This is a genomic window from Rhizobium sp. 268, from assembly GCF_036571585.1.
Lineage (GTDB): Bacteria > Pseudomonadota > Alphaproteobacteria > Rhizobiales > Rhizobiaceae > Rhizobium > Rhizobium redzepovicii.
The window spans coordinates 71,053-92,524 of sequence record NZ_JAPPSO010000008.1 but is presented as its reverse complement, the minus strand read 5'-3'; the positions used below and the strand labels follow the sequence as shown (position 1 = coordinate 92,524).

Genomic DNA, 21,472 nt, shown 5'->3' with positions numbered 1-21,472 from the left:
ACATTGATCCAGGAACTTATGCAGCAGACTATTGAATGACGCCGCAGGACAGTCTTTCCCCGGCATCACCCGAGGGCTGGCTGCGATAGTCATCCGAATTGGCGTGCACCATCAATGCGCGGCCGCGAATGCCGTCGGTCTTGCCATCAAGCGTGACCATGCTGTCGAAGACCTGCGCCCTCAGCACGCCGTCCTGCCCGACATATTGATTGGGCATATCGCCGGCATGCGGCCCCTTGGCGGCAAGGATGCCATGCTCGGCCTTCTCAGGGTTGAAGTGACCGCCGGCCGACTCGTGATGGGTCGCGGCGTCGCATCGGCCGGTCTCATGAACATGGAAGGCCACCCATTTGTTCGCCGGCAGTCCCGATATCTCGAGCTCGATCAGCACACCGCCGGTGGCGGCAGCCGTCAGCTGCGCGCGGCCATCTTCCTTGCCGTCCTTGCCGACGAAATTGGCAACCGCGGTCTGCTTGTCCTGGGCACCCGCCGGCAATGCAACGGCAAGCAGGCTCAGGGCGGCGATGATGCACATGGGTTTCATGGGAGATATCCTTCCGTCCGGTTGTCCTTCTGAACGTATCAACCCGGAAGGTGTTCCTCATTTGGAGCGCCGTGTGTCCGACAGGAGGCTCTATCACATGGAAGTGGCGCTATTCGCGGGGAGTGCGAGACGAAAAATGCCGGCCAACGGCCGGCTTGCAGATGACCCGATTCGGGAGCGGCTCAGGCGACGGCGCTGAAGTCGAACTGGCCGTAAGTGTTGCGGTAGAGATCGTCCGGTTGATCGCCGGTCGTCGGCGCCGTCTGCTGCAACGGATAAGGGACGCCGATGCTGCTGTCACGCGAGTCCATCATCAGCGCAATCAGGCTGCCGGAAAATTTCGGCTGCGTCTCGCTGGTGTTGTCCTCTTCCAGGAGTTCCTTGATGATGCCGGGCTTCTCATCAGCGGCACGCTCGCCACGGCTGAGTACACCATCGCCATTGGCATCAAGCCGCGAGAGTGTCGCCAGATATGCATATGACGTATCGGAAACGGATGTGGTGCTGGTCATACAAACCTCCATTCACCGCCTTTTGCCGGTGGTGTTTGTACGCAATACGAACGTGGACAATCATTGAATGACTCGCTGGTTAAACTGATTTGCGCGGTGCGTCAATAAGTTGTTAACTTCTCATTAACGATGATTGACAACGGTTAACGGACTGGCCTGAGGCTGAGCATCCGCCTGCGCCAAGCGAAGAGGCTTTGCGGTATTTCAGCGATTTTTCACATATAAAACAAATGCCTAACGACGCGAAGCCGCTGCTGCACTGCAACCGAATATTAATCCCGCCCGTCCAGAATGAGCGACACTAGATACCACCTGGACGTTTAGTTTATGAGAAATCAATTTAATGGCCACTTTTGGAAGAGTTTTCAACGCGATGATGTACGTCCATCAAATGACGGCCATGGCCGTCGCGCCCGCCCTGCAGAGGCCTCGCCATGAAAGCTGAGGCGCTCTTCTGGCAGCAATGCAGCCAGGCCGTCACCGCCGATGGATCGGTGGATGCACAGCGTCTTATGGAGCTTGTCATCGCGACCTATCGTGTCCACGAAAGCGACTATGACGAGATCGAAAGAAGCGCGGAAACGCTGCTAAGGGACAACCATGCGCTGAGAGGCAATATGTCAGCCCTCAGGCAGGCATTCGACGGACAGCAGAGGCTCTTCGAAATCATCCTCAACAACCTGCCACTCGGTCTCAGCGTCTTCGACGCAGATCAGCGGCTGACACTTTCCAACATTCGCTTCAGTCAGCTTTTCGGCCTGACGCAGGCCGATGTCACTCCAGGCGTGACAATCGCCGATCTCATCGACAAAATGCGCGGTGCGGAAGGCGCCAGCGCCAAGCCCGGCCGGCGAGCCGGGCGACATTCCTCCGCAGCCGTAAAAAGCAGCGGTATTCGTCGGCGCGAATGGCTGATGGACGATGGCCGCGTCATCCAGAGCATGGTGACTATCCTTGCCGACGGCAGCAACATCGCCATTCATGCCGATATTACCGAGGATCGAAAGGCGGCTGAGCGCATCACCTATCTCGCCCACCACGATCCGCTGACCGGTCTTCCGAACCGCATCCATTTCCGCCAGCAGGTCGATGCGGCACTCGCAGAGCGCAAACCGGACGAGCAGATCGCCCTCATTCACCTCAACCTCGACCGGTTCAAATCGATCAACAACTTGATGGGCGTGTCCGCCGGCGACACGATCCTGCAGCAGGTCGCCGCGCGCATCCGGGCATCGGCCGGTTCGGAAAACACCCTGGCGCGGCTGGGTTCGGACGAATTCGCCATCCTGCAGACGGGCAGACAGCAGCCGTGGAACGTAACGGCGCTGGCCGAGCAGATCCGCCGCGAGCTTTCCGAGCCATTCCTGCACGGCGAAAAACAGATGGAGCTCAGCGTCTCGATGGGGATCGCAGTCGCCCCGGGGGATGGCGATGAAACCGATATCCTGCTGAAACATGCCGGCGTGGCGCTGTCGCATGCCAAATCGGACGGGCGCAAGCGCGAGCGTTTCTTCGCCGGCGAGATGGAAGCGCAGATGCAACTGCGCCACGCGCTGGAGGCGGACCTCAGAGCAGCCATCGAGAAGGAAGAATTCGAGCTGCATTACCAGCCGCTCTACGACCTTTCGCAGCGGCGCATCTGCGGCTTCGAGGCGCTGATCCGCTGGAACCATCCGATCCGCGGCCGTGTTGCGCCGATAGATTTCATTCCGTTCGCCGAAGAGGTCGGCCTCATCGTCGATATCGGCCGCTGGGTTTTGCGCCGGGCCTGCAGCGATGCGGCAGAATGGCCTGAAGACATCAAAGTCGCCGTCAACGTTTCGGCGACGCAGTTCAGCAGCAGCGACCTGACCAGGGATGTCGGCGAAGCGCTGGCGACCGCCTCATTGTCGCCGCTGCGGCTCGAGCTCGAAATCACCGAAAGCGTGCTGATGGAAAATCTCGGCGAAGTGCTGCCGATCCTGCATGCGCTGAAGGAGCGCGGCATCCGCATCTCTATGGACGATTTCGGCACCGGCTACTCCTCGCTGAGCTATCTCTCAAGCTTCCCCTTCGACAAGATCAAGATCGACAAATCCTTCGTCAACGACATCGTCGACAACAAGGAAGCACATGCGATCATGCACGCGATCATTCTGCTCGGTGACGCGCTCGGCATGCGCGTCACCGTCGAAGGCGTCGAGACGGCCGAGCAGCTGGCGCTGCTCGAATGCGAGGAATGCGACGAGATCCAGGGCTATCACATCAGCCGGCCGAGACCCGCGCTTGACGTGCCCCATCTTCTTTCCCTGCCGAGAAACGGCGGCGCGACACCTCTGCCGAGCCACTGAGCCAGCTTCAATTGCGACTCGCACGGCAAGCGGCTACATAATCGGCAACGGTCCCCGAGCCTTCGTTGTCGCGTGCTTCGACCGAGATCCCGAATCCGCTTCCGCTCCGATGCTCTATCGACGGAAGACAATCCTCCTCATAAACAGGTGGCGCAATGGTCGAGGCCGAAGCCTTCTCTCCTCATGAAACGCTCGCCGCGCCGCTGATCGCCCATGCGGCCGATGGCGACGACGGCTCGCACGATCTTGCCCATATCCTGCGCGTCTTCCGGAACGCCATGCGCATCCATGCTAGCGAAGGCGGCGACGGGCGAATTCTTGCCGCCTCCGTGCTGCTACACGACTGCGTTGCCGTAGAGAAGAATTCGCCGCTGCGGGCACAGGCATCGGCTTTGGCGGCGCAGAAGGCTTCGGCGATCTTGGCAGAACTCGGCTGGAATCAGGCGGATATCGACGCTGCGGCTCACGCCATCACCGCGCATAGTTTCTCGGCCGGGGTGGCGCCGCAGACGCTGGAGGCAAAGATCTTGCAGGATGCCGATCGGCTGGATGCGATCGGCATGGTCGGCGCCGCACGCTGCTTCTATATTGCCGGGCGACTGGGATCCGGGCTCTACGATCCGTTCGACCCGGCGGCAGCGGATCGCCCGCTCGACGACAAGCGGTATGCCATTGACCATTTCCGGACGAAGCTGTTCAAACTGGCGGACGGGTTCCAGACCGAGACCGGCCGCAGGTTGGCGGCCGCGCGCGACAAAAGCCTGCGCGACTTTCTCCAGGCATTCATGGACGAGATCTAGGAGAACGGCATGCGTATCAGCGACCTCTTCATCTATCCCCTCAAAAGTGCCCGCGGCATTGCCCTGCCTTCGACCGACATCGACGCCTATGGGCTTCCCGGCGACCGGCGGGCAATGATCACTGATCCCAACGGACACTTCATCACCCAGCGCGAATTGCCGGACCTTGCGCGCATCGAGGTCCGGCCGGAGCCCGGCGCTTTTCGGCTGCTGATGCAGGGAAGGCAGGACATATCGGTGCCGCCGCCTCGGCCTGAAAGCCGCATGGATGTGAGCGTGTGGAAATCGACCGTCAGTGCCGCCGTCGCCGATCCCGAAAGCAACCGGTTGCTTTCCGAATGGCTCGGCCGCGAGGTGCGGCTGGTCTTCTTCGACGGCCAGGCAAGGCGCACGGCGAATGCCGAATGGGCCGGTGAAGGTACGCCCGTAACCTTTACCGACGGCTATCAGATCCTGGTGACGACAACCGGCTCGCTGAAAGCGTTGAACGCCGACCTCGCGGCCCATGGCGAAGGCAGCGTTGGCATGGAACGTTTCCGTCCGAACATCGTCATCGATATCGACGAGGCCTGGCCGGAGGACCGCTGGGCGGCGATCGAGATTGCCGGCATCCGCTTCGATCTCGTCAAACCCTGCTCGCGCTGCATCATGACGACGCAGGACCAGTTGACCGGTTCACGCGAGGTACCCAACCCGATGCCATCAATGGGCCGCATCCGCATGTCGGCCGACCGGCGTGTGCCCGGCCCGCTCTTCGGCTGGAACGTCACCCCGCGCGCCAACGGCAGGATCACGATCGGTGACACCGTGCGCGTCGTCGAGGAAAGGCCTGAGGGCTGGGCGTTGAAGGTTCGTGCACGGCGGTAGGTCGAATTGCGGAAGGCTTTCTTCCGCACGCGCTGCAACGTTCTCCCCCATTCCTGTGCTCGTCACAGGAACGAGGAAGCGTGGGGGATTGTCGCCGCCTCTCACTGATGCCGAGTGCGGCGTCGATCGCCGCCATGATATCCGCCGGCAGCGGTCCCTTTTCCAGCGCCCCGACATTTTCCTCCACCTGGGCGAACGTGCGGAAGCCTGGAATAGGCAGTGTGCGCGGCGATTTTGCCCAGAGCCAGGCGAGCGCCCCTTGCGTCAGCGTGCGGCCACCCGAGGTCAGGAGATCGCGGACGGCGTCGAGCCTTGCGGCGAATTCCGGGGCCATGCGCCCGTCCTTGAAGTAGACCATCCAGTCGAGGGCCGCGCCGCGTACATCCTTGGCGCCCACTGCCTTGTCGGCGGTAAACTTGCCGGTCAGGAGCCCCATGGCCAACGGACCACGATTAATAGAGATCAGCCCCTGCCTTTCGATCACCGCGATCATCTCCGGCACCGGCTCAAAGACGTTCATCGTATGCTGCACCGAGACATAGCCCTGGCGGCCGGCATGGCGGGCGGCGCGATCGGGAGAATCGGTGCTCCAGCCGAATACGCCGATCTTGCCTTCGGCGCGCAGCGCCTCCAGCACGTCGAAGACGGCATCGGATTGTTCCAACGGAAAATCATTGATGTGGAATTGCAGGAGATCGAGGCGGTCGCGCCTGAGGCTGCGCAGCGAGGTCTCGACCGAACGGCGGATGAAGGCCTCATCGGCGAAGGCGCCAGTTGCCTGCTTGGTTTGCGGGTCGGTGGCGAAGCCGAACTTGGTGGCGACGACAATATCGTCGCGATTGCCGATCGCCCGGCCGAGCACTTCTTCGGAATGGCCGGCGCCGTAATTCGAGGCTGTATCGAAGAAGCGGATGCCGAGTTCGATGGCGCGGCGGATCGCTTCGACGGATTCATCGTCGTCGACCTCGCCCCAGCCGAGCGGCGTGTCACCGGCAAAGAAGGGGCCGCCGATCGCCCAGCATCCCATGCCGAGACGCGGAATTTCGCGGCCGTTCCAGAGCGTGATCGTCTTCGGTGTTGCGGTCTTGGTCAGCATGGGATCCTCCTTGGCTGGCAGTCCTCCAGACATAGGAAGGGCTCCCATGCGGGTAAACCGCCAAATCCGGAGGATGTTTTGCACCGGTAAAAAACCGAAGTCAGGCGGAAATATCATTCGGACCGGAAAGCGTCCGCAAGGCTGGATTGAGCGCCTTGAGCGCCGCCTGAACGAAGCCGTCGCGGGCTGCTGCGGCTTCGATGCCGCGTGGTTCATAGACGTGGCGATGCAAAAAGAACCCGGTCAGACGGAACGCGGCCGTGAGACTATCGAAGTCGGCCGCACGATTGCCTTCGATACCGAGAAACGGTGGCAGGAGCAGCATCTTGTCAGCCCAGGGGGCACCGGCGCTGCGGCTGACGGCGCGGCCGGATTTGGGCGAGACATAGACGAGATCGGAACGGGCGCCGGTCGCGGCGCATTCGGCGAGATCGAGGCCGAAGCCGAGATCGTTCAGCACCGCCAGTTCGAAACGCACGAAGAGCTCGCCGGCATCGGCCGGGTTGTGCAGGTGATCGAGGATGACCTCCAGCGCTTCGAAGAGATGCGGATGCGGATCACGCTCCGGCAGCAGCCGCAGCAGCGCGCCCATCGCCTGAACGCCGTAGACGGCGGTCGCCGTTTCCATCAGGCGGGCGGCGCGCAACGTCACCGGTTCGACGCGGAATTCGCCGAGATGTTCGTCCAACCTGGCGCGCCAGATAACCTCCACGGCATTGCCGGCCTGCAGCACCGGCTGCATGGCGCGCGACCGGCCGGAGCGCACCAGGCCAAGATGGCGGCCGCGATCGCGCGTCATCACCTCGGCGATGACACTCGTCTCGCCGTGGCGCTTGACGCCCAGGATGATCGCCTGATCCTGCCACTGCATCGAAAGAAGTCCTTGCGGCTGACGAATCCATCCTAGAGCCTTTCCCGGTTAGATTGAAGCATTCTGTTGGCTCAAACGGAGTCGGATGGTCGACCGGCCGGCGCGTCGTAGCCCGGCTTTACGCCCAAGCCGGCCGGTCGATCAGCCGGCCCGTTTCAGCCAACCCGAAGGGCCGGGCATCTTTCCGCCAGGATCAGAGGCGATCGGCTCGGCCGTACCAAGAGGTAGGCCCGTCGCCAATCGCCTCTGCCCTGACGAAAACCTGCTCCGGCAGAATGCTTCAATCTAACCAGGAAAGGCTCTAGAACATGATGCCGAAAATGGAAAAGGCCTAGCTGCTGTCCTGGACCGCGTCAGGCAACGGCGGGGAATAACCTCAGCAGGAATTGACGCATCGCCGTTTCGTCGAAAGGCTTCACCAGAAGCGGAATGTGCTGCAAGTCCGGCGGGAAATCGCCGGTATCGGAATAACCGCTGACAAAGCCGAAGGGAATGCCGAGATCGAGAAGATGACGAGCAAATCCGAAGCTCATGCCCTCGCCGAGATTGACGTCGAGAAGCGCGAAATCATAGGTCTCCGCAGTGATGGCAGCCCTCGCCTGCTCCACACTGCCGACGATATCGATATTCTCGACGCCGGCCAGGCGCAAAATGTCCTCCGCCTCCATCGCGATAATCAGGCTGTCTTCAAGAACCAGAACACGGATTGCGCTCATGATTGCCCGCCCTCCGTCGGGCGGCAGTCGCAGCGCCCCGGCTGTTTCGCCAACATCAATGCCCTCCGGTGCCCCGCATGGCACGCTGTCGGTGAATTCCGCCACCATTTCTGAATGAACCATTTTTCTGCCCGGTCGATAAGAATCAAATCGGAGGAAAGACGACGACCGAGCTTATTTTCCCTGATGCTAATGCGCATTTAAAAAAGACATAAGGCCGGGACTAGATGAAGGGACGTTTGCTTTCTCCGAGCCCTTCCCAGCCAGCAATCGCCATCAGTTCCTCGCCGTTCAGAACCTCGCAGCCGCGCTCCTGCCAGCGGATCAACCCACGTTCACCGAGCTTTTTCAAGGTCTTGTTGGTGTGGACGATGGAAAGGCCGAGCGTATCGGCAATGTGTTGCTGGGTGATGGGGATGAATTGGCGGCCATTGAAGAGATTAAGCTTCCGGCCGCGCTCAAACAGGAAAGCGATCAGATAGGCTGCTCTTTCCAACGCCGTGCGACGGCCGATGCTGAGCAGGTGTTCATCCAAGATTCGCTCCTCGCGCGCCGCGATCCAGGTGATGTCGAAGGCAAGCGAGGGGTGTTTGTTATAGAGCGTCATCAGCCTGTCGCGCTCGAAGACGCAGAGAGAAACCGGTGAAAGCGCTTCGACGGAATGCTGCATCTCGCCGGCGATCGTTCCCTGCAGGCCGACCAGATCGCCCGGCATGATATAATTCAGTATCTGGCGGCGCCCATCCTCCAGCATCTTGTAGCGAAAGCCCCAACCGGCAAGCACGGTGAAAAGATGGGCGCTGTGCGCACCCTCGACGAGGATGGTGGAGCCGGCATCGACGGCAAGTTCACCTCTCTTGAAATTGGAAACGAATTCCAGTTCGTCGCGGCTGAATTCCCGGAAATGCGGCAGGGGCCGCAAAGGACATTGCTGGCAAGGAGTCTTGAAGGAATTGATCGTTCTCGACGTCACCATGCCCGCCCCTGCCGTCGCAAAACAGGCACGCCGTCTTTGGCGCGCCGTTCATGAAGGAATGCACAAGTTACCGAATTGTTCCGTGAGAGATGCGGTTTTTTTATTTGAAAACAAGGGGCTGGCAGCCGAATAAGCAAATTCTTGCCACCCCTTATTTCGGGAAATCGAGACCCATTTCGCGGAACCGTTCGGGATCATCACCCCAATTCTCGCGAACCTTGACGAACAGGAAGAGATGGACCGGCTGCTCGAGGATCTCCGACAATTCCTTGCGGGAAGCCGTCGAGATCGCCTTGATAGTTTCACCACCCTTGCCGAGCGCGATCTTCTTCTGGCTGTCGCGCTCAAGATAGATCACCTGCTCGATACGTACCGAGCCATCCTTGCGCTCTTCCCACTTCTCCGTTTCGACATGCGAGGCGTAGGGAAGCTCCTGGTGCAACCGCAGGAACAGCTTCTCGCGGGTGATCTCGGCGGCGAGCTGGCGCATCGGCAGATCTGAAATCTGGTCTTCGGGATAATACCACGGCCCCTCCGGCAGCGTCGCAGCCAGATAATCCATGACATCGTCGCAGCCGGACCCGTTTTCGGCCGATATCATGAAGGTGCGATCGAAGGCGATCTTTTCATTGGCAGCGGCCGCGAGGGCCAGCAGATCCTCGCGGTTGACGCGGTCGATCTTGTTGAGCAGCAGGATCTTCGGCTGCCGGACTTCCTTGAGGCCTTCGAGAATGGCTTCGGCATCGCCGCGCAGGCCGCGCTCGCTGTCGATCAGCAGCACGATCAGATCGGCATCCCTCGCGCCGCCCCAGGCCGAGGTCACCATGGCGCGGTCGAGCCGGCGGCGCGGCTTGAAGATACCGGGTGTATCCATGAAGACGATCTGGGCGTTGTCGTGGATCGCGATGCCGCGAACGATGGCACGTGTCGTCTGGACCTTATGGCTGACGATCGAGACCTTGGCGCCGACCAGGCGGTTCACCAGTGTCGACTTGCCGGCATTGGTCGGCCCGATCAGCGCGACAAAGCCCGAATGCGTCGGACCACTGGTTTCTGCGGTAGCTTCGGCCGCGATATCTTCTTCTTGTGTCATTGTCCCGTCAGTTTCCGGCAGGCGATTGCTGCCAAATGCCTTCGCGCTCAAGCATCTTCGTCGCCGCAACCTGTTCGGCGGCACGCTTCGACCGCTCTACGCCGGTTTCCGGCTTTATGCCAGCAACTTCCACCGTCACCTTGAAGCGCGGATCATGATCCGGTCCGCTGCGTTCATCAACCCGGTAGTTTGGTGTGACGCCGAATTTCGCGTGCGACCATTCCTGCAGCTCAGTCTTGGCGTCGCGCTTGGCGCCATCGGCCCTGACCGCCCTGCCCTGCCAGTAGCGCAGGATGAAGCGGCGGGCAACTTCGAGGCCGCCGTCGAGATAGATCGCGGCGATCAGGCTTTCGACCACGTCGGCGCGCACGTTCATCATCCGCTTGCCGGTCAATTTCTTCACGTCGGCGCCGGTGCGGATATAAAGATGAAGATTGAGTTCGTCGGCGACCGCAGCACAGGTTTCGGCGCTGACCAGCTGGTTCAAACGAACCGAGAGCTCGCCTTCCCCCGCCGTGCCGAAGGTGCGGAACAGAAGCTCGGCGATGCAGAGCCCGAGAACCCTGTCGCCGAGGAATTCCAGCCGTTCGTAGTTGCCGCCCTTCTCGGTGCGGGCGCTCGCATGGGTCAGCGCCCGGTCCAGGCGTTCCTTTTCGGTGAAGTCGTGACCGATCAGGCCTTCAAGCTTTGCGCGGTCTGCCGCAGAAAGCGTCTGCGCCTTGCTCATTCAACAACCTTGAAGAGGCGATCCCAGCGCATGTTCGTCGGCCACTTCCAGATTTCGCGGAAGGAGGTATCGTTGCCGAGCGAGAAGAAGATGACGCTGGCGCGGCCGACAAGATTTTCCGCAGGCACGAAGCCGACGTCGAAGCGGCTGTCGAGCGAGTTGTCGCGGTTGTCGCCCATCATGAAATAATGGCCTTCCGGCACGATGAATTCGCGGGTGTTATCGCCGCGCGACACGGGAGACTGATCGAGCGTGTCGTAAGTCTTGCCATTGTCGAGCGTTTCGCGGAACACCGGCACATCCGCGCCCGGATCGAGCTTGTAATCCGACGTGAAGGTACCGTCCGCTACCTTCGGAACGGGTTTGCCGTTAACGTAGAGCACTCCGTCTGTGACCTGGATATGGTCGCCCGGCAGGCCGATGCAGCGCTTGATGTAATCGATCTCGGGGTTCGGCGGGAAGCGGAATACGACGATATCGCCGCGCTTCGGATCGGCGCCGAACAGGCGGCCGCTGAAAATATCAGGCGAGAAGGGCAGCGAATATTTCGAATAGCCGTAAGCGAACTTATTGACGAAGATGTAGTCGCCGACGAGCAGTGTCGGCATCATCGAACCGGACGGAATTGTAAAGGGCTGGAATAGCACCGTACGGATCACCATCGCCAAAATCAGCGCCTGGATGATGACTTTGATATTTTCCCAGAGGGCGTTCGGCTTGGCTTCGACTTTTTCGGACACGCAGTCTTATTCCTTCAAGACGCCGCGGCGGCGCAATTCTTCTGACGTTCTCTCTAGCGACTTCGGCCGGTTGCGGCAATGGTGACAACGTCAAAAGCGACGAGAGGTCGCGATCGACAGCTCCCGAGGTCGCGATCGGCAGCTCCCGAGGTCGCGATCAACGCTCCCGAGGTCACGACCAGAGGTTCTCGGGCAATGCCTCGATAATCACGAAGGCCTGTGCCAAGGGATAATCATCCGTTATTGTCAAATGAATGGCGGGCCTGTGGCCCGCAGGCAGCATCGATTCGAGGATCACAGCGGCAGCGCCCGACAAAACCATGGTCGGCTTGCCGCTCGGCAGGTTGACGACGCCCATATCCTTCCAGAAGACGCCCTGGGCTATGCCGGTGCCGAGCGCCTTGGAACAAGCCTCCTTGGCCGCGAAACGCTTGGCATAGGAGGCGCCGCGATTTGCCCGGCGGTCGGAACGGGCGCGCTCGATCTCGGTGAAGCAGCGATTGGTGAAGCGCTCGCCGAAGCGCTCAATGGATTTCTCGACGCGGCGAATGTCGATCAGATCGCTGCCAATGCCGATGATCATGCCGGAACCTTCCGTCGCTTAAGAGTTCTTGATCAGGTTCATACGCTCGGCATGTCGCCGGCCGGGCCGGCCAGACGCAGGCGCGCCCGCTCCAGCAGCCGTGTGTGGCGGCGCGTCTGAAAACCCCTCACGGTGTAGAATGTCAGCGCATAGAGCGCAACGGAGGTGACGATCCCCGGCGGAATGGCGCCGACGAGCATCGGCTCCAGCACCGGCCTCCACAATTCGGTGAAGTTCAGCCTGTGAAAGAGGGCGGCCAGATCCACCGCCTGACCAGCCATATGATCCTCACGGCTCAGCAGCAGATGTCCGATCTCCCAGGTGATGCCCCAGATGAACGGATAGGTCAGCGGGTTGCCGAAGGCCGCGCAACCCAGCGCCGCGGCCACCATACTGCCGGAGAGAAAATAGGTGATGACGAAGGCCATGACGAAATGCACACCGATAAACGGCGTCCACGACACGAAGACACCGGCAGCGACGCCAGCCGCAACCGCATGCGGCGAAGCGCTCAGGCGCAGGATGCGCATTGTGAGGTAACGGAGCGGGCGAAGGAAACCTTTGCGGGGCCATAGAAGCTCTCGCATCTTTTCCTTGAATCCCGCGGGCTTGCGACGGCGAAACAACATGGCCGGTATTTAGTGCAGCGCACATGACCATGACAAGAGCGGCGAATGATACCGCCGAAAAAACAGCTCAGTCCTCGCAGCAGAGAAGAGCTTTGTCATGCCGAGGGGCGTCCGTTATGCATAACGTCCCTCACTCGTCTGAAGTAGAAAGTTCAGTATCAACGTGTGCGGAACAGACCGCGGTCGACCTGGCGCTGGCGAAACTCGAGATCAATACGATCGAACGAGCCGTTGAGATATGCCATTTCACGTTCCTGCGTGGTCGGAGCGCGGAGGGCGCGAGCGATTTTCCTGATAGGATCAAACATTGTCTTGTCTCATCTTCTGTTTGCGTTTCGATGACCAGAAGATAGGCTCGGCCTGGGCTAATTACTACAGCCGCAACATGGAGACAGCCATGCGCACAATGCATTGCTTGCCTTTTTAGCGTACCACCCTCACCACAAAACGATCATAAAATGTGCAATTCTGCGCTTAAATTCCTGCGACCTTAACAAAAACTTACTCGTAGAGCCGTCGGACCGTGGCAATGCAATCCAGTTCCTTCATCTGGGCGAGCAGCTGATTGAGCTGACGCAGATCCCAGACCTCGACCTCAAGCATCATTTCGGTGAAATCCGCCGCGACCCGCACCGTATTCAGCAAGCGGATATTGACGTCGAGGCCGGCAACCGTCTGGGCGACCTTGGCCAGAGTGCCGGGCTCATTCAGGCCGTTCACCATGATGCGCGCCATGAAACGCGACTTGTTGGCTTCGTCGAGATCCCAACGGACGTCGATCCAACGGTCAGGCTGATCGTCGAAGCGCTGCAGGCTCGGCGACTGGATCGGGTAGATGGTGATGCCCTTGCTCTGGTCCATGATGCCGACGATGCGATCGCCGGGAACCGCGCCTGTCGACGCGAACTTGACGTCGACATTGCCGGACAGGCCGCGGATCGGCCCGATATCGGCGTCGGTGTCGATGTCCGAATGGCCGCCGTCGAGACCGGGCTTAGTCTTGCCGGGGATCTTGAAGATCATGCCGGCCGCGCTGCGGACGTTGAACCAGCCGTCGTCGCCCGAGGGTTTTACCGTGACGCGCTCATCCTGATGGTCGGGATAGACGGCGCGCAGCACGTCGAGCGAGGACATCTCGCCGCGGCCGACGGCGGCGATCGCATCCTCGACATCCTTCTGGCCGAGACGATGCAGCGCCGGCTTCATCGCCTCGCGTGAGAAGATCTTGCCGGCCCTGTCGAAGGTGCGCTCGAGAATGCGGTGGCCGAGGCCGGCATATTGCTTGCGGATCGCCATGCGGGTGGCGCGGCGGATGGCGGCGCGCGCCTTGCCGGTGACGACGATCTCTTCCCAGGCGGCGGGCGGAACCTGCACGCCGGAGCGGATGATCTCGACCTCGTCACCGTTGGCAAGCCGCGTCACCAGCGGCATGATGCGGCCGTTGATCTTGGCGCCCACCGTGGTATCGCCGATATTGGTGTGCACTGCATAGGCGAAATCGATCGGGGTGGCGCCGCGCGGCAGGGCAATCAGCTTGCCCTTCGGCGTGAAGCAAAAGACCTGGTCCTGGAAGAGTTCGAGCTTGGTGTGCTCGAGGAATTCTTCCGGACTGTCGCCCTCGGCCAGCGCCTCGATCGTATGGCGCAGCCAGGAATAGGCATTGGATTCACGCGACAGGATGTCGCCGTCGGCATTGGTGGCGCCGTCTTTGTAAAGCGTGTGGGCGGCGATGCCGAATTCGGCGATTTCATGCATGCGCTTGGTGCGGATCTGCAGTTCGATGCGCTGGCTGGAAGGACCGACGATCGTGGTGTGCAGCGAGCGGTAATCGTTCTGCTTCGGCGTCGAGATATAATCCTTGAAGCGCCCGGGCACGACGCGCCAGCGGGTGTGGACAATGCCGAGCGCCCGGTAACAGGACGGGATGTCTTCGACGATGAGCCGAAAACCGTACACATCGGAAAGCTGCTCGAAGGAAAGCGATTTCGACTGCATCTTGCGGAAGACCGAATAAGGCTTTTTCTGCCGGCCCTTGACATAGGCGCTCGTCAGGCCGCTGGCGACGAGCAGGTCGCGAAGTTCCGCCTCGATCTTCTTGACGATGCCTTCATTGCGCTTGGAAAGCTCTTCCAGCCTTTTGGTGACGGTGTCGTAGGCTTCCGGGTTCATATGCAGGAAGGAGAGCTCTTCGAGCTCCTCGCGCATATCCTGCATGCCCATGCGGCCGGCGAGCGGCGCATAGATTTCCATCGTCTCCTCGGAGATGCGGGCCCGCTTGTCGGCCGACATATGATCGAGGGTGCGCATATTGTGCAGGCGGTCGGCAAGCTTGACCAGCAGCACGCGCACATCGTCTGATATGGCCAGCAGCAGCTTGCGCAGGTTTTCCGCCTGCTTGGCCTTCTTGGTGACGAGATCGAGTTTCTTGATCTTGGTCAGGCCCTCGACCAGGCGGCCGATATCCTCGCCGAAGAGTTCGTCGATCTCGGCGCGGGTCGCCGTCGTATCCTCGATCGTATCGTGCAGCAGCGCGACGGCGATCGTCGATTCATCGAGGTGCATGTCGGTGAGGATGGCGGCGACTTCGAGCGGATGGGAAATATAGGGATCGCCGCTCGCGCGCTTTTGCTGGCCGTGCTTCTGCATGGCGTAGACATAGGCTTTGTTCAGCAGCGCTTCATTGGCATCGGGCTTGTATTGCTGAACCCGCTCCACGAGCTCGTACTGCCGCATCATTCCAAAGCCACTCCGGTAAAAATAAAAGCGCGCCAATCAACGATTGGCGCACACATGGGCAATAATATGCCTAAGCAATAAAGGCGCAAGATTGACGATTGGTAATCATCGCTCTTTCGCATCGCATGAAACTTTTCCGGTTCGGCTGCGACCTGGATTACATACGGTCGGAGATCAGTCTGCGTGCTTAGTAGTCGTCGCTCTTTTCGGGCGGCACAAGGCCTTCGATGCCGGCAAGCAGCTCTTCTTCCGACATCTGGTCGAAAGTGATCGTCTCAGGAAGATCGTCCTGCTCTTCGCTGTCGGCTGCGGCGACACCGCCGGCGGCGATCATGCTGGCCGGATCTGGCTCGGGCTCGTCGACTTCGACATGCTTCTGCAGCGAATGGATCAGATCTTCCTTGAGGTCATCGGGCGAAAGCGTCTCGTCGGCGATTTCGCGCAGGGCGACGACCGGGTTCTTGTCGTTGTCGCGATCGATGGTGATCGAGGCGCCTTGGGAAATCAGCCGGGCGCGGTGGCTGGCGAGCAGAACCAGCTCGAAGCGGTTCTCCACCTTGTCGATGCAATCTTCAACTGTGACACGGGCCATTGCCTGTCCTTTACGGTCGTCATTTCGGGATTAGCACGCCCGATACAATTAAAACCGGGCAATTACAAGTTTTTCATTCCGGCCGCCCTCGTCTTTATAAGTGGCTGAACTAAATTTCCATGGAGAATGCCTCAATTCCACCTTGGGTTGCTTGGAATATGCCGAATCGTGCCCTAAGTCTTTCATATATGAATAATTGTTAAAGTATGGATCAGGGCAAAAATCAAAACACAAATCATTGATTTTATTGGATTTTGGTCCCGCGGATTTCGATTGCTCTCATTGGATTGGTAGGCGATGTTTGACCCACGCGAAAAAATTGCACTCTTCATTGACGGCGCCAACCTCTACGCTGCATCCAAGAGCCTCGGTTTCGACATAGATTACCGCAAGCTCTTGAAAGCATTTCAGAAACGCGGCTATCTCCTGCGGGCCTACTATTATACCGCTCTGATCGAAGATCAGGAATATTCCTCGATCCGGCCGCTGATCGATTGGCTCGACTATAACGGCTATAAAGTCGTCACCAAGCCCGCGAAGGAATTTACGGATTCCATGGGCCGCCGAAAAATCAAGGGCAACATGGACATCGAGCTTGCGATCGACGCCATGGAACAGTCCGAAACAGTCGATCATCTCGTCATCTTCTCGGGCGACGGCGACTTCACCAACCTGGTCGAGGCGCTACAGCGCAGAGGCCGCAAGGTCTCGGTGATCTCGACGATGGCTACGCAGCCGCCGATGATCGCCGACGACCTGCGCCGTCAGGCCGACCACTTCATCGATCTCTTGTCTTTGAAGGCTGAAATCGGTCGTGATCCCGCGGATCGGGCGCCACGCCAGGTCGAAGTCGTCGCCGCCCCGGCCAGCGATTTCGAGGAGTGAGCCGGGAGGATTGCCGTGCGAAACGGCAATCCCAAGCGTCGAGCTTAGCCATTATCCTTCAGCAGGCGACTCTTCTGCCGGTTCCAATCGCGCTCCTTCTCGGACTCGCGCTTGTCGTGCAATTTCTTACCCTTGGCGAGCGCCAGTTCCATCTTCGCCCGGCCGCGGTCGTTGAAATAGATCTTCAACGGAATCAGCGTCATGCCCTCGCGGTTGACGGCAGAGCGCAGGCGGTGAATCTCACGGCCCGATAGCAGCAGCTTGCGGCGCCGGCGCGGCTCGTGATTGAAGCGGTTCGCCTGCAGATATTCCGGCAGATAGGAGTTGATCAGCCAGATCTCGCCGCCCTCGTCCGACGCATAGGATTCGGCGATATTGGCCTTTCCCTCACGCAGCGACTTGACCTCCGTGCCCATCAGCACGAGGCCGGCCTCGTAGGTATCGATGATCTCGTAGTTGAAGCGGGCCTTGCGGTTTTCCGCCACGACCTTGTTCACCACGCGCTGGCTGCCTTTGGGGGCCATGACAATATTCCCTTCGAGGCGCGGGAAAAGCCGCGCCCTCATTGCTTGCCCTCTATGTAGGGGAACGACCCGGCCTTGTGAAGACGGCCGGTCTGCTCAGTTCAGCAGCCCGGCATGGCGTAGCGCCGCATCGATCGCCGCTTCCGTTGCCGGCTCCAGCGTCGACAGCAGCGGCGAGCGGACGTTGCGGCTCATCCGACCAAGCCGCGAGAGCCCGTATTTGGCGCCGCAGAGACCGGGTTCGAGGAAGATCGCCTTGTGCAGCGGCATCAGCCGATCCTGATATTCCAGCGCGCCGGCATAGTCGCCTTTCAGCGTCGCCGCCTGGAAATCGGCGCAGAGGCGCGGAGCGACATTGGCCGTGACCGAAATACAGCCGACGCCGCCATGGGCGTTGAAGCCGAGCGCCGTCGCGTCCTCGCCGGACAATTGCCGGAAATCCTTGCCGCAGGTGATGCGCTGTTCGGAAACGCGCTCGATCTTGCCCGTCGCATCCTTGACGCCGACGATATTGCCATGCGCCTTGGCAAGCGCACCCATCGTTTCCGGCGTCATGTCGACCACCGAGCGGCCGGGGATATTGTAGATATAGATCGGCAGATCGACGGCCTCGGCAATCGCCGAGAAATGCGCGATCAAACCCTTTTGCGTCGGCTTGTTGTAATAAGGCGTGACGACCAGAACAGCGTCGGCGCCGACCTTTTCGGCATGCTGGGCAAGCTCGATCGCCTCACCTGTGTTGTTCGAGCCGGCGCCGGCCATGACGGGAACGCGCTTTGCGGCAACTTCGATGCACAGTTCCACCACCCGTTTGTGCTCGGCATGCGACAGCGTCGGGGATTCGCCCGTCGTGCCGACAGGAACGAGACCGCTGCTGCCCTCCTTGATCTGCCAGTCGACGTGCGCGGCGAAACTGTCTTCGTCGATCAATCCGGCATCGGTGAAGGGGGTGACGAGGGCGGGAATGGACCCATTGAACATGCAAAGCTCCTCACGACCAAATCCTTGCTTCGGCCGCATTCCATGAATATTTTGCGCACCATAGAGCGCCGAAATCGTCGCGACAAGCGCGTAGAGTTCGGTTAGGGCAAATTCCGATAGCAGATGTGAATGAATTTTACCTGGTACGGTAAGGTTTCGTTAAGATGCCTCTAGCCAAATGGCAGGGCGTGTTTTCGTTGCGAGATCCCGGATGAAGAAAGCTGTCCTGATTCTGTCCGCCTTCGGCTTTGTTGCCGCTGCGTGGAGCAGCGTAGCGTCGCCGCTTGCCGGCGAGAGCACGGCCATGCCCGCTGTCAAGCCGCTCGGCTTCATCCCCGAGACAGCCATGCCGGAATCGATCACAACAGGCGCTATTCCGCGCAATCTGGCCGTCGCACCCGTCAACGGCGACCTGAAAGCCGGCCTCGACGCACTTTCCGACAAGGACCCGCTGCTGGCGCTGTCGATCCGCGACAATATGCGAGACGGTGCGCTCGATCGCCATATCCTCACCTGGGCGATCGCCGTTTCCGGATTGAAGGGCGTTCCCTCCTATGAAATCGCCAGTGCTGCGCAGGAGCTCAAGAGTTGGCCGGGCCTGTCGCGGCTGCGTGCCTATTCCGAACGCGCGCTCTATGACGAAAACCCCGCCCCATCAGCCGTGCTGGCCGCCTTTGGCGATACCGCGCCTGAGACGATGCAGGGCGCCGTCATCCTCGGACGGGCGCTGGTTGCAACAGGCAAACAGGCGCAGGCGGCTAAATATATCCGCAAAGTCTGGCGCGGTGAGGCTCTCGACAAGGCGACCGAGGACAAGATCCTCATCGAATTTTCCGCGCTGTTGACGCCGGCCGACCATAAGGCACGCATGGACTATCTGATGTATCGCGGCCGGGTGGCGCAGGCCAAGCGCTTCGGCGACATGGGCGAGGCGCAGTCGCTCTACAAGGCATGGTCCGCTGTCGACGCAAAAGCCGGCAACGCCGGCGCGCTGCTTAACGCCGTCGATGCGAGATGGCGCAGCGATGCCGGGCTGCTGTTTGCGCGGATCGAATATCTGCGCAAGCAGGACAAATATGCCGAGGCAGCGGCACTGCTGGAACAGATGCCGCCCGAGCGCAGCGAGCTCGTCAATTCCGGCGAATGGTGGAACGAGCAGCGCATCGTCAGCCGTGGCCTCGTCGACCAGGGACAATTCAAGCCCGCTTATCGCATCGTCGCAAACTACGCCGCAACCAGCCCGACGGATATCGTCGAGGCTGAATTCCATGCCGGGTGGTACGCGCTGCGCGGTCTGCAGGATCCGGCAACGGCGGAAAAACACTTCCGCAAAATCCTGCAGACATCGAACGGACCGATCTCGGTTTCACGCGCATGGTATTGGCTGGGACGAGCGGCGGAGGCCGGCGGTCCTGGCAAATCCAGTGAATTCTATGCGAAGGCTGCAACGTTTCCCGGCACCTTCTATGGCCAGCTCGCAGCAGAACGGTTGGGGCGAAAGACGCTGAACGTTACCTATCCGTCGCCGAGCACGGCCGACCGGCAAAACTTCCAGGCACGCGAAGCCGTCCAGGCAATCGCCCGGCTGGAAGCCGCAGGCCATGGATGGCGGGCCGACATTCTCTATCTCGCGCTCGCCGACCAACTGCAGAGCCCCGGTGAACTGGCCGTGCTTGCGGCACAGGCCGAGCAATCCGGCGATCATCATCTGTCGCTGCAGATCGGCAAGATCGCCTATGGACGCGGCATCGATGTCGCAGCGCTCGCTTTTCCGGTCGGCGTCATCCCGGCGAATGCCAATATTTCAGGCTCCGGCAAGGCACTCGCCTATGCCATCGCCCGGCAGGAAAGCGCCTTCAACCCGGCCGCCGTTTCGGCGGCGAACGCACGCGGCCTGCTGCAGCTTCTACCGGGAACGGCCCAGGCGGTGGCCAAGCGCCACAACATCGCCTATTCGAAAGACAAGCTGACGGCCGACGCCGGTTATAACGCCACACTCGGCGCGCATTATCTCGGCGAGCAGATCGACGCCTTTGGCGGCTCCTATATCCTCACCTTCATCGCCTATAATGCCGGGCCCAAGCGGGTACCGGAATGGATCGGCCGCTACGGCGATCCGCGCGGCAAATCGATCGACGAGATCGTCGACTGGATCGAGCGCATCCCCTTCCCCGAAACGAGGAACTACGTCCAGCGGGTGATGGAGAATTACGAGGTCTATAAGGCCCGCCTCGGCCAGTCGACCGATATCGAGCGTGACCTCATCGGCGGACGCAGCGCCTCCTGACGCTGTTTGGCGCGGCTCGAAAAGCAGGCTACATCTTCGGGATCAACAACCCTCGAGGGATGCGATGCCGGATACGGATGCGGGCGGTTTCCAGGAACGATTTTACACCTCTTCCGACGGGCTGACGCTTTATGCCCGCGACTATCAGCCGGGCGAAACGGCAAGCGGGGGGCGGCTGCCAGTCATCTGCCTGCCCGGCCTGACCCGCAATACGCGGGATTTTCACCCGCTTGCGCTGCTTCTCTCCCGGGACATGACAGCACCGCGCCAAGTCATCGCGCTCGATTCGCGCGGACGGGGAAAGTCGGCGTTGGATGAGAACAAGGCGAACTACAATCTCGCTATAGAGGCCGGCGACATCGTCACCGCCTGCGCGACCCTCGGCGTCGAGCGGGCGATCTTCATCGGCACGTCGCGAGGCGGGCTGATCCTGCATCTGATTGCAGCGACACGGCCGGATCTTCTCGAAGCCGTCATCCTCAACGATATCGGCCCCGTGGTTGAGGCCGAGGGGCTGGCGCGGATCCGCGACTATCTAAACAGCGGCAGAAGGCCTGAAGACTGGCACGCGGCGGCCGATATCGTGAAGGAAAATCATGGCGCGTCGTTTACGGCGCTTGAAGAGGAAGACTGGCGCGAGATGGCGCTTGCTCTTTATCGCGACGTCGGCGGAAGACCGGTCGCCGACTTCGATCCAGCGATCGCGGAGGCACTAAAATCGGTCGATCTCAGCCAGCCACTGCCTGATCTCTGGGCGCAATTCGACAGCCTGTGCCGATTTCCGCTGATGCTGATCCGCGGCGAAAACACGTCTCTGCTCTCAAAGGAGACGGCCGATGAAATGGCCCGCCGGCATCCGAGTTTGATCCTGCATGCTGCAGAAGGGCAAGGCCATGCCCCCCTCCTGCATCACGGCGATATCCCCACGGCTATTCGAGCTTTTCTCGCCTCCTGCCGATAAAGCCCGCCGCATTAATTTGATT

Annotated in this window: 21 protein-coding genes and 1 pseudogene; 6 read left to right on the top strand and 16 right to left on the bottom strand. The window is 60.5% G+C overall.

Features of this window, described 5'->3' with window-relative positions:
• Positions 1 to 28: 28 nt before the first annotated feature.
• Positions 29 to 544 (bottom strand): superoxide dismutase family protein, encoded by a 516-nt coding sequence (locus OS035_RS16970; protein ID WP_097626871.1) that lies wholly within the window; start codon positions 542 to 544, stop codon positions 29 to 31.
• 182 nt (positions 545 to 726) lie between these two features.
• A complete protein-coding gene (locus tag OS035_RS16965) occupies positions 727 to 1,068 on the bottom strand; it encodes a hypothetical protein (protein ID WP_179867135.1) in 342 nt (113 codons plus the stop codon).
• Between the two features lie 422 nt (positions 1,069 to 1,490).
• Between OS035_RS16965 and OS035_RS16960 the strand changes: the two genes are divergently transcribed.
• The 3 genes from OS035_RS16960 to OS035_RS16950 all read left to right on the top strand — a co-directional run bounded on the left by OS035_RS16960 (position 1,491) and on the right by OS035_RS16950 (position 5,053).
• Complete coding sequence (locus tag OS035_RS16960; protein ID WP_097626867.1) at positions 1,491 to 3,386, top strand: putative bifunctional diguanylate cyclase/phosphodiesterase; 1,896 nt, start codon at positions 1,491 to 1,493, stop codon at positions 3,384 to 3,386.
• A 155-nt stretch (positions 3,387 to 3,541) separates the two neighbouring features.
• Positions 3,542 to 4,186 (top strand): HD domain-containing protein, encoded by a 645-nt coding sequence (locus OS035_RS16955; protein WP_331813923.1) that lies wholly within the window; start codon positions 3,542 to 3,544, stop codon positions 4,184 to 4,186.
• A gap of 9 nt (positions 4,187 to 4,195) precedes the next feature.
• Complete coding sequence (locus OS035_RS16950; protein ID WP_097626863.1) at positions 4,196 to 5,053, top strand: MOSC domain-containing protein; 858 nt, start codon at positions 4,196 to 4,198, stop codon at positions 5,051 to 5,053.
• Positions 5,054 to 5,165: 112 nt separating this feature from the next.
• On the opposite strand, the pseudogene OS035_RS16945 reads toward OS035_RS16950, so the two are convergent.
• From OS035_RS16945 to rpoZ, 12 genes and pseudogenes are all read right to left on the bottom strand, one after another.
• A pseudogene (locus tag OS035_RS16945) lies at positions 5,166 to 6,149 on the bottom strand (aldo/keto reductase); the annotation flags it as partial.
• A gap of 100 nt (positions 6,150 to 6,249) precedes the next feature.
• Entirely contained in the window at positions 6,250 to 7,020 is a 771-nt protein-coding gene (gene recO / locus OS035_RS16940; RefSeq protein WP_097626859.1) for a DNA repair protein RecO, read from the bottom strand.
• Positions 7,021 to 7,373: 353 nt separating this feature from the next.
• Positions 7,374 to 7,859, bottom strand: coding sequence for a response regulator (locus OS035_RS16935; protein WP_097626857.1), 486 nt, complete (start codon positions 7,857 to 7,859; stop codon positions 7,374 to 7,376).
• A 100-nt stretch (positions 7,860 to 7,959) separates the two neighbouring features.
• A complete protein-coding gene (locus OS035_RS16930) occupies positions 7,960 to 8,712 on the bottom strand; it encodes a Crp/Fnr family transcriptional regulator (protein ID WP_097626855.1) in 753 nt (250 codons plus the stop codon).
• Positions 8,713 to 8,863: 151 nt separating this feature from the next.
• Positions 8,864 to 9,805, bottom strand: a complete 942-nt coding sequence (gene era, locus OS035_RS16925; protein WP_097626853.1) for a GTPase Era — start codon at positions 9,803 to 9,805, stop codon at positions 8,864 to 8,866.
• Between the two features lie 7 nt (positions 9,806 to 9,812).
• A complete protein-coding gene (gene rnc, locus OS035_RS16920) occupies positions 9,813 to 10,532 on the bottom strand; it encodes a ribonuclease III (protein WP_097626851.1) in 720 nt (239 codons plus the stop codon).
• Positions 10,529 to 11,272: a signal peptidase I gene (gene lepB, locus OS035_RS16915; protein WP_003587590.1), complete on the bottom strand. Its 744-nt coding sequence runs from the start codon at positions 11,270 to 11,272 to the stop codon at positions 10,529 to 10,531. The genes rnc and lepB overlap by 4 nt, the downstream gene beginning before the upstream one ends.
• Before the next feature lie 172 nt (positions 11,273 to 11,444).
• Entirely contained in the window at positions 11,445 to 11,855 is a 411-nt protein-coding gene (gene acpS / locus OS035_RS16910; RefSeq protein WP_331813922.1) for a holo-ACP synthase, read from the bottom strand.
• Between the two features lie 38 nt (positions 11,856 to 11,893).
• Entirely contained in the window at positions 11,894 to 12,484 is a 591-nt protein-coding gene (locus tag OS035_RS16905) for a DUF2062 domain-containing protein (protein WP_097626847.1), read from the bottom strand.
• 158 nt (positions 12,485 to 12,642) lie between these two features.
• Entirely contained in the window at positions 12,643 to 12,792 is a 150-nt protein-coding gene (locus OS035_RS16900; protein ID WP_003587595.1) for a DUF3563 family protein, read from the bottom strand.
• Positions 12,793 to 12,985: 193 nt separating this feature from the next.
• On the bottom strand, positions 12,986 to 15,220 hold the full coding sequence (locus OS035_RS16895; protein WP_097626845.1) for a RelA/SpoT family protein: 2,235 nt from the start codon (positions 15,218 to 15,220) through the stop codon (positions 12,986 to 12,988).
• Between the two features lie 187 nt (positions 15,221 to 15,407).
• On the bottom strand, positions 15,408 to 15,812 hold the full coding sequence (gene rpoZ / locus OS035_RS16890) for a DNA-directed RNA polymerase subunit omega (protein WP_003574261.1): 405 nt from the start codon (positions 15,810 to 15,812) through the stop codon (positions 15,408 to 15,410).
• A 297-nt stretch (positions 15,813 to 16,109) separates the two neighbouring features.
• Here rpoZ and OS035_RS16885 point away from each other — a divergent pair, with 297 nt between their 5' ends.
• Positions 16,110 to 16,697 carry a LabA-like NYN domain-containing protein gene (locus OS035_RS16885; protein WP_183781049.1) on the top strand — a complete coding sequence of 196 codons (588 nt, stop codon included), beginning with the start codon at positions 16,110 to 16,112 and terminating at the stop codon, positions 16,695 to 16,697.
• A gap of 44 nt (positions 16,698 to 16,741) precedes the next feature.
• Here OS035_RS16885 and smpB read toward each other — a convergent pair whose 3' ends face one another.
• Both smpB and dapA read right to left on the bottom strand, forming a co-directional pair.
• Positions 16,742 to 17,221: an SsrA-binding protein SmpB gene (gene smpB / locus OS035_RS16880; protein WP_012557117.1), complete on the bottom strand. Its 480-nt coding sequence runs from the start codon at positions 17,219 to 17,221 to the stop codon at positions 16,742 to 16,744.
• 96 nt (positions 17,222 to 17,317) lie between these two features.
• The gene (gene dapA, locus OS035_RS16875) at positions 17,318 to 18,202 is read right to left on the bottom strand and encodes a 4-hydroxy-tetrahydrodipicolinate synthase (protein ID WP_097626841.1); all 885 of its coding nucleotides are present in this window, start codon (positions 18,200 to 18,202) and stop codon (positions 17,318 to 17,320) included.
• Positions 18,203 to 18,413: 211 nt separating this feature from the next.
• Here dapA and OS035_RS16870 point away from each other — a divergent pair, with 211 nt between their 5' ends.
• Together OS035_RS16870 and OS035_RS16865 are read left to right on the top strand one after the other, a co-directional pair.
• A complete protein-coding gene (locus OS035_RS16870) occupies positions 18,414 to 20,489 on the top strand; it encodes a lytic transglycosylase domain-containing protein (RefSeq protein ID WP_331813921.1) in 2,076 nt (691 codons plus the stop codon).
• 64 nt (positions 20,490 to 20,553) lie between these two features.
• Positions 20,554 to 21,450, top strand: coding sequence for an alpha/beta fold hydrolase (locus OS035_RS16865; RefSeq protein ID WP_331813920.1), 897 nt, complete (start codon positions 20,554 to 20,556; stop codon positions 21,448 to 21,450).
• Positions 21,451 to 21,472 lie beyond the last annotated feature (22 nt).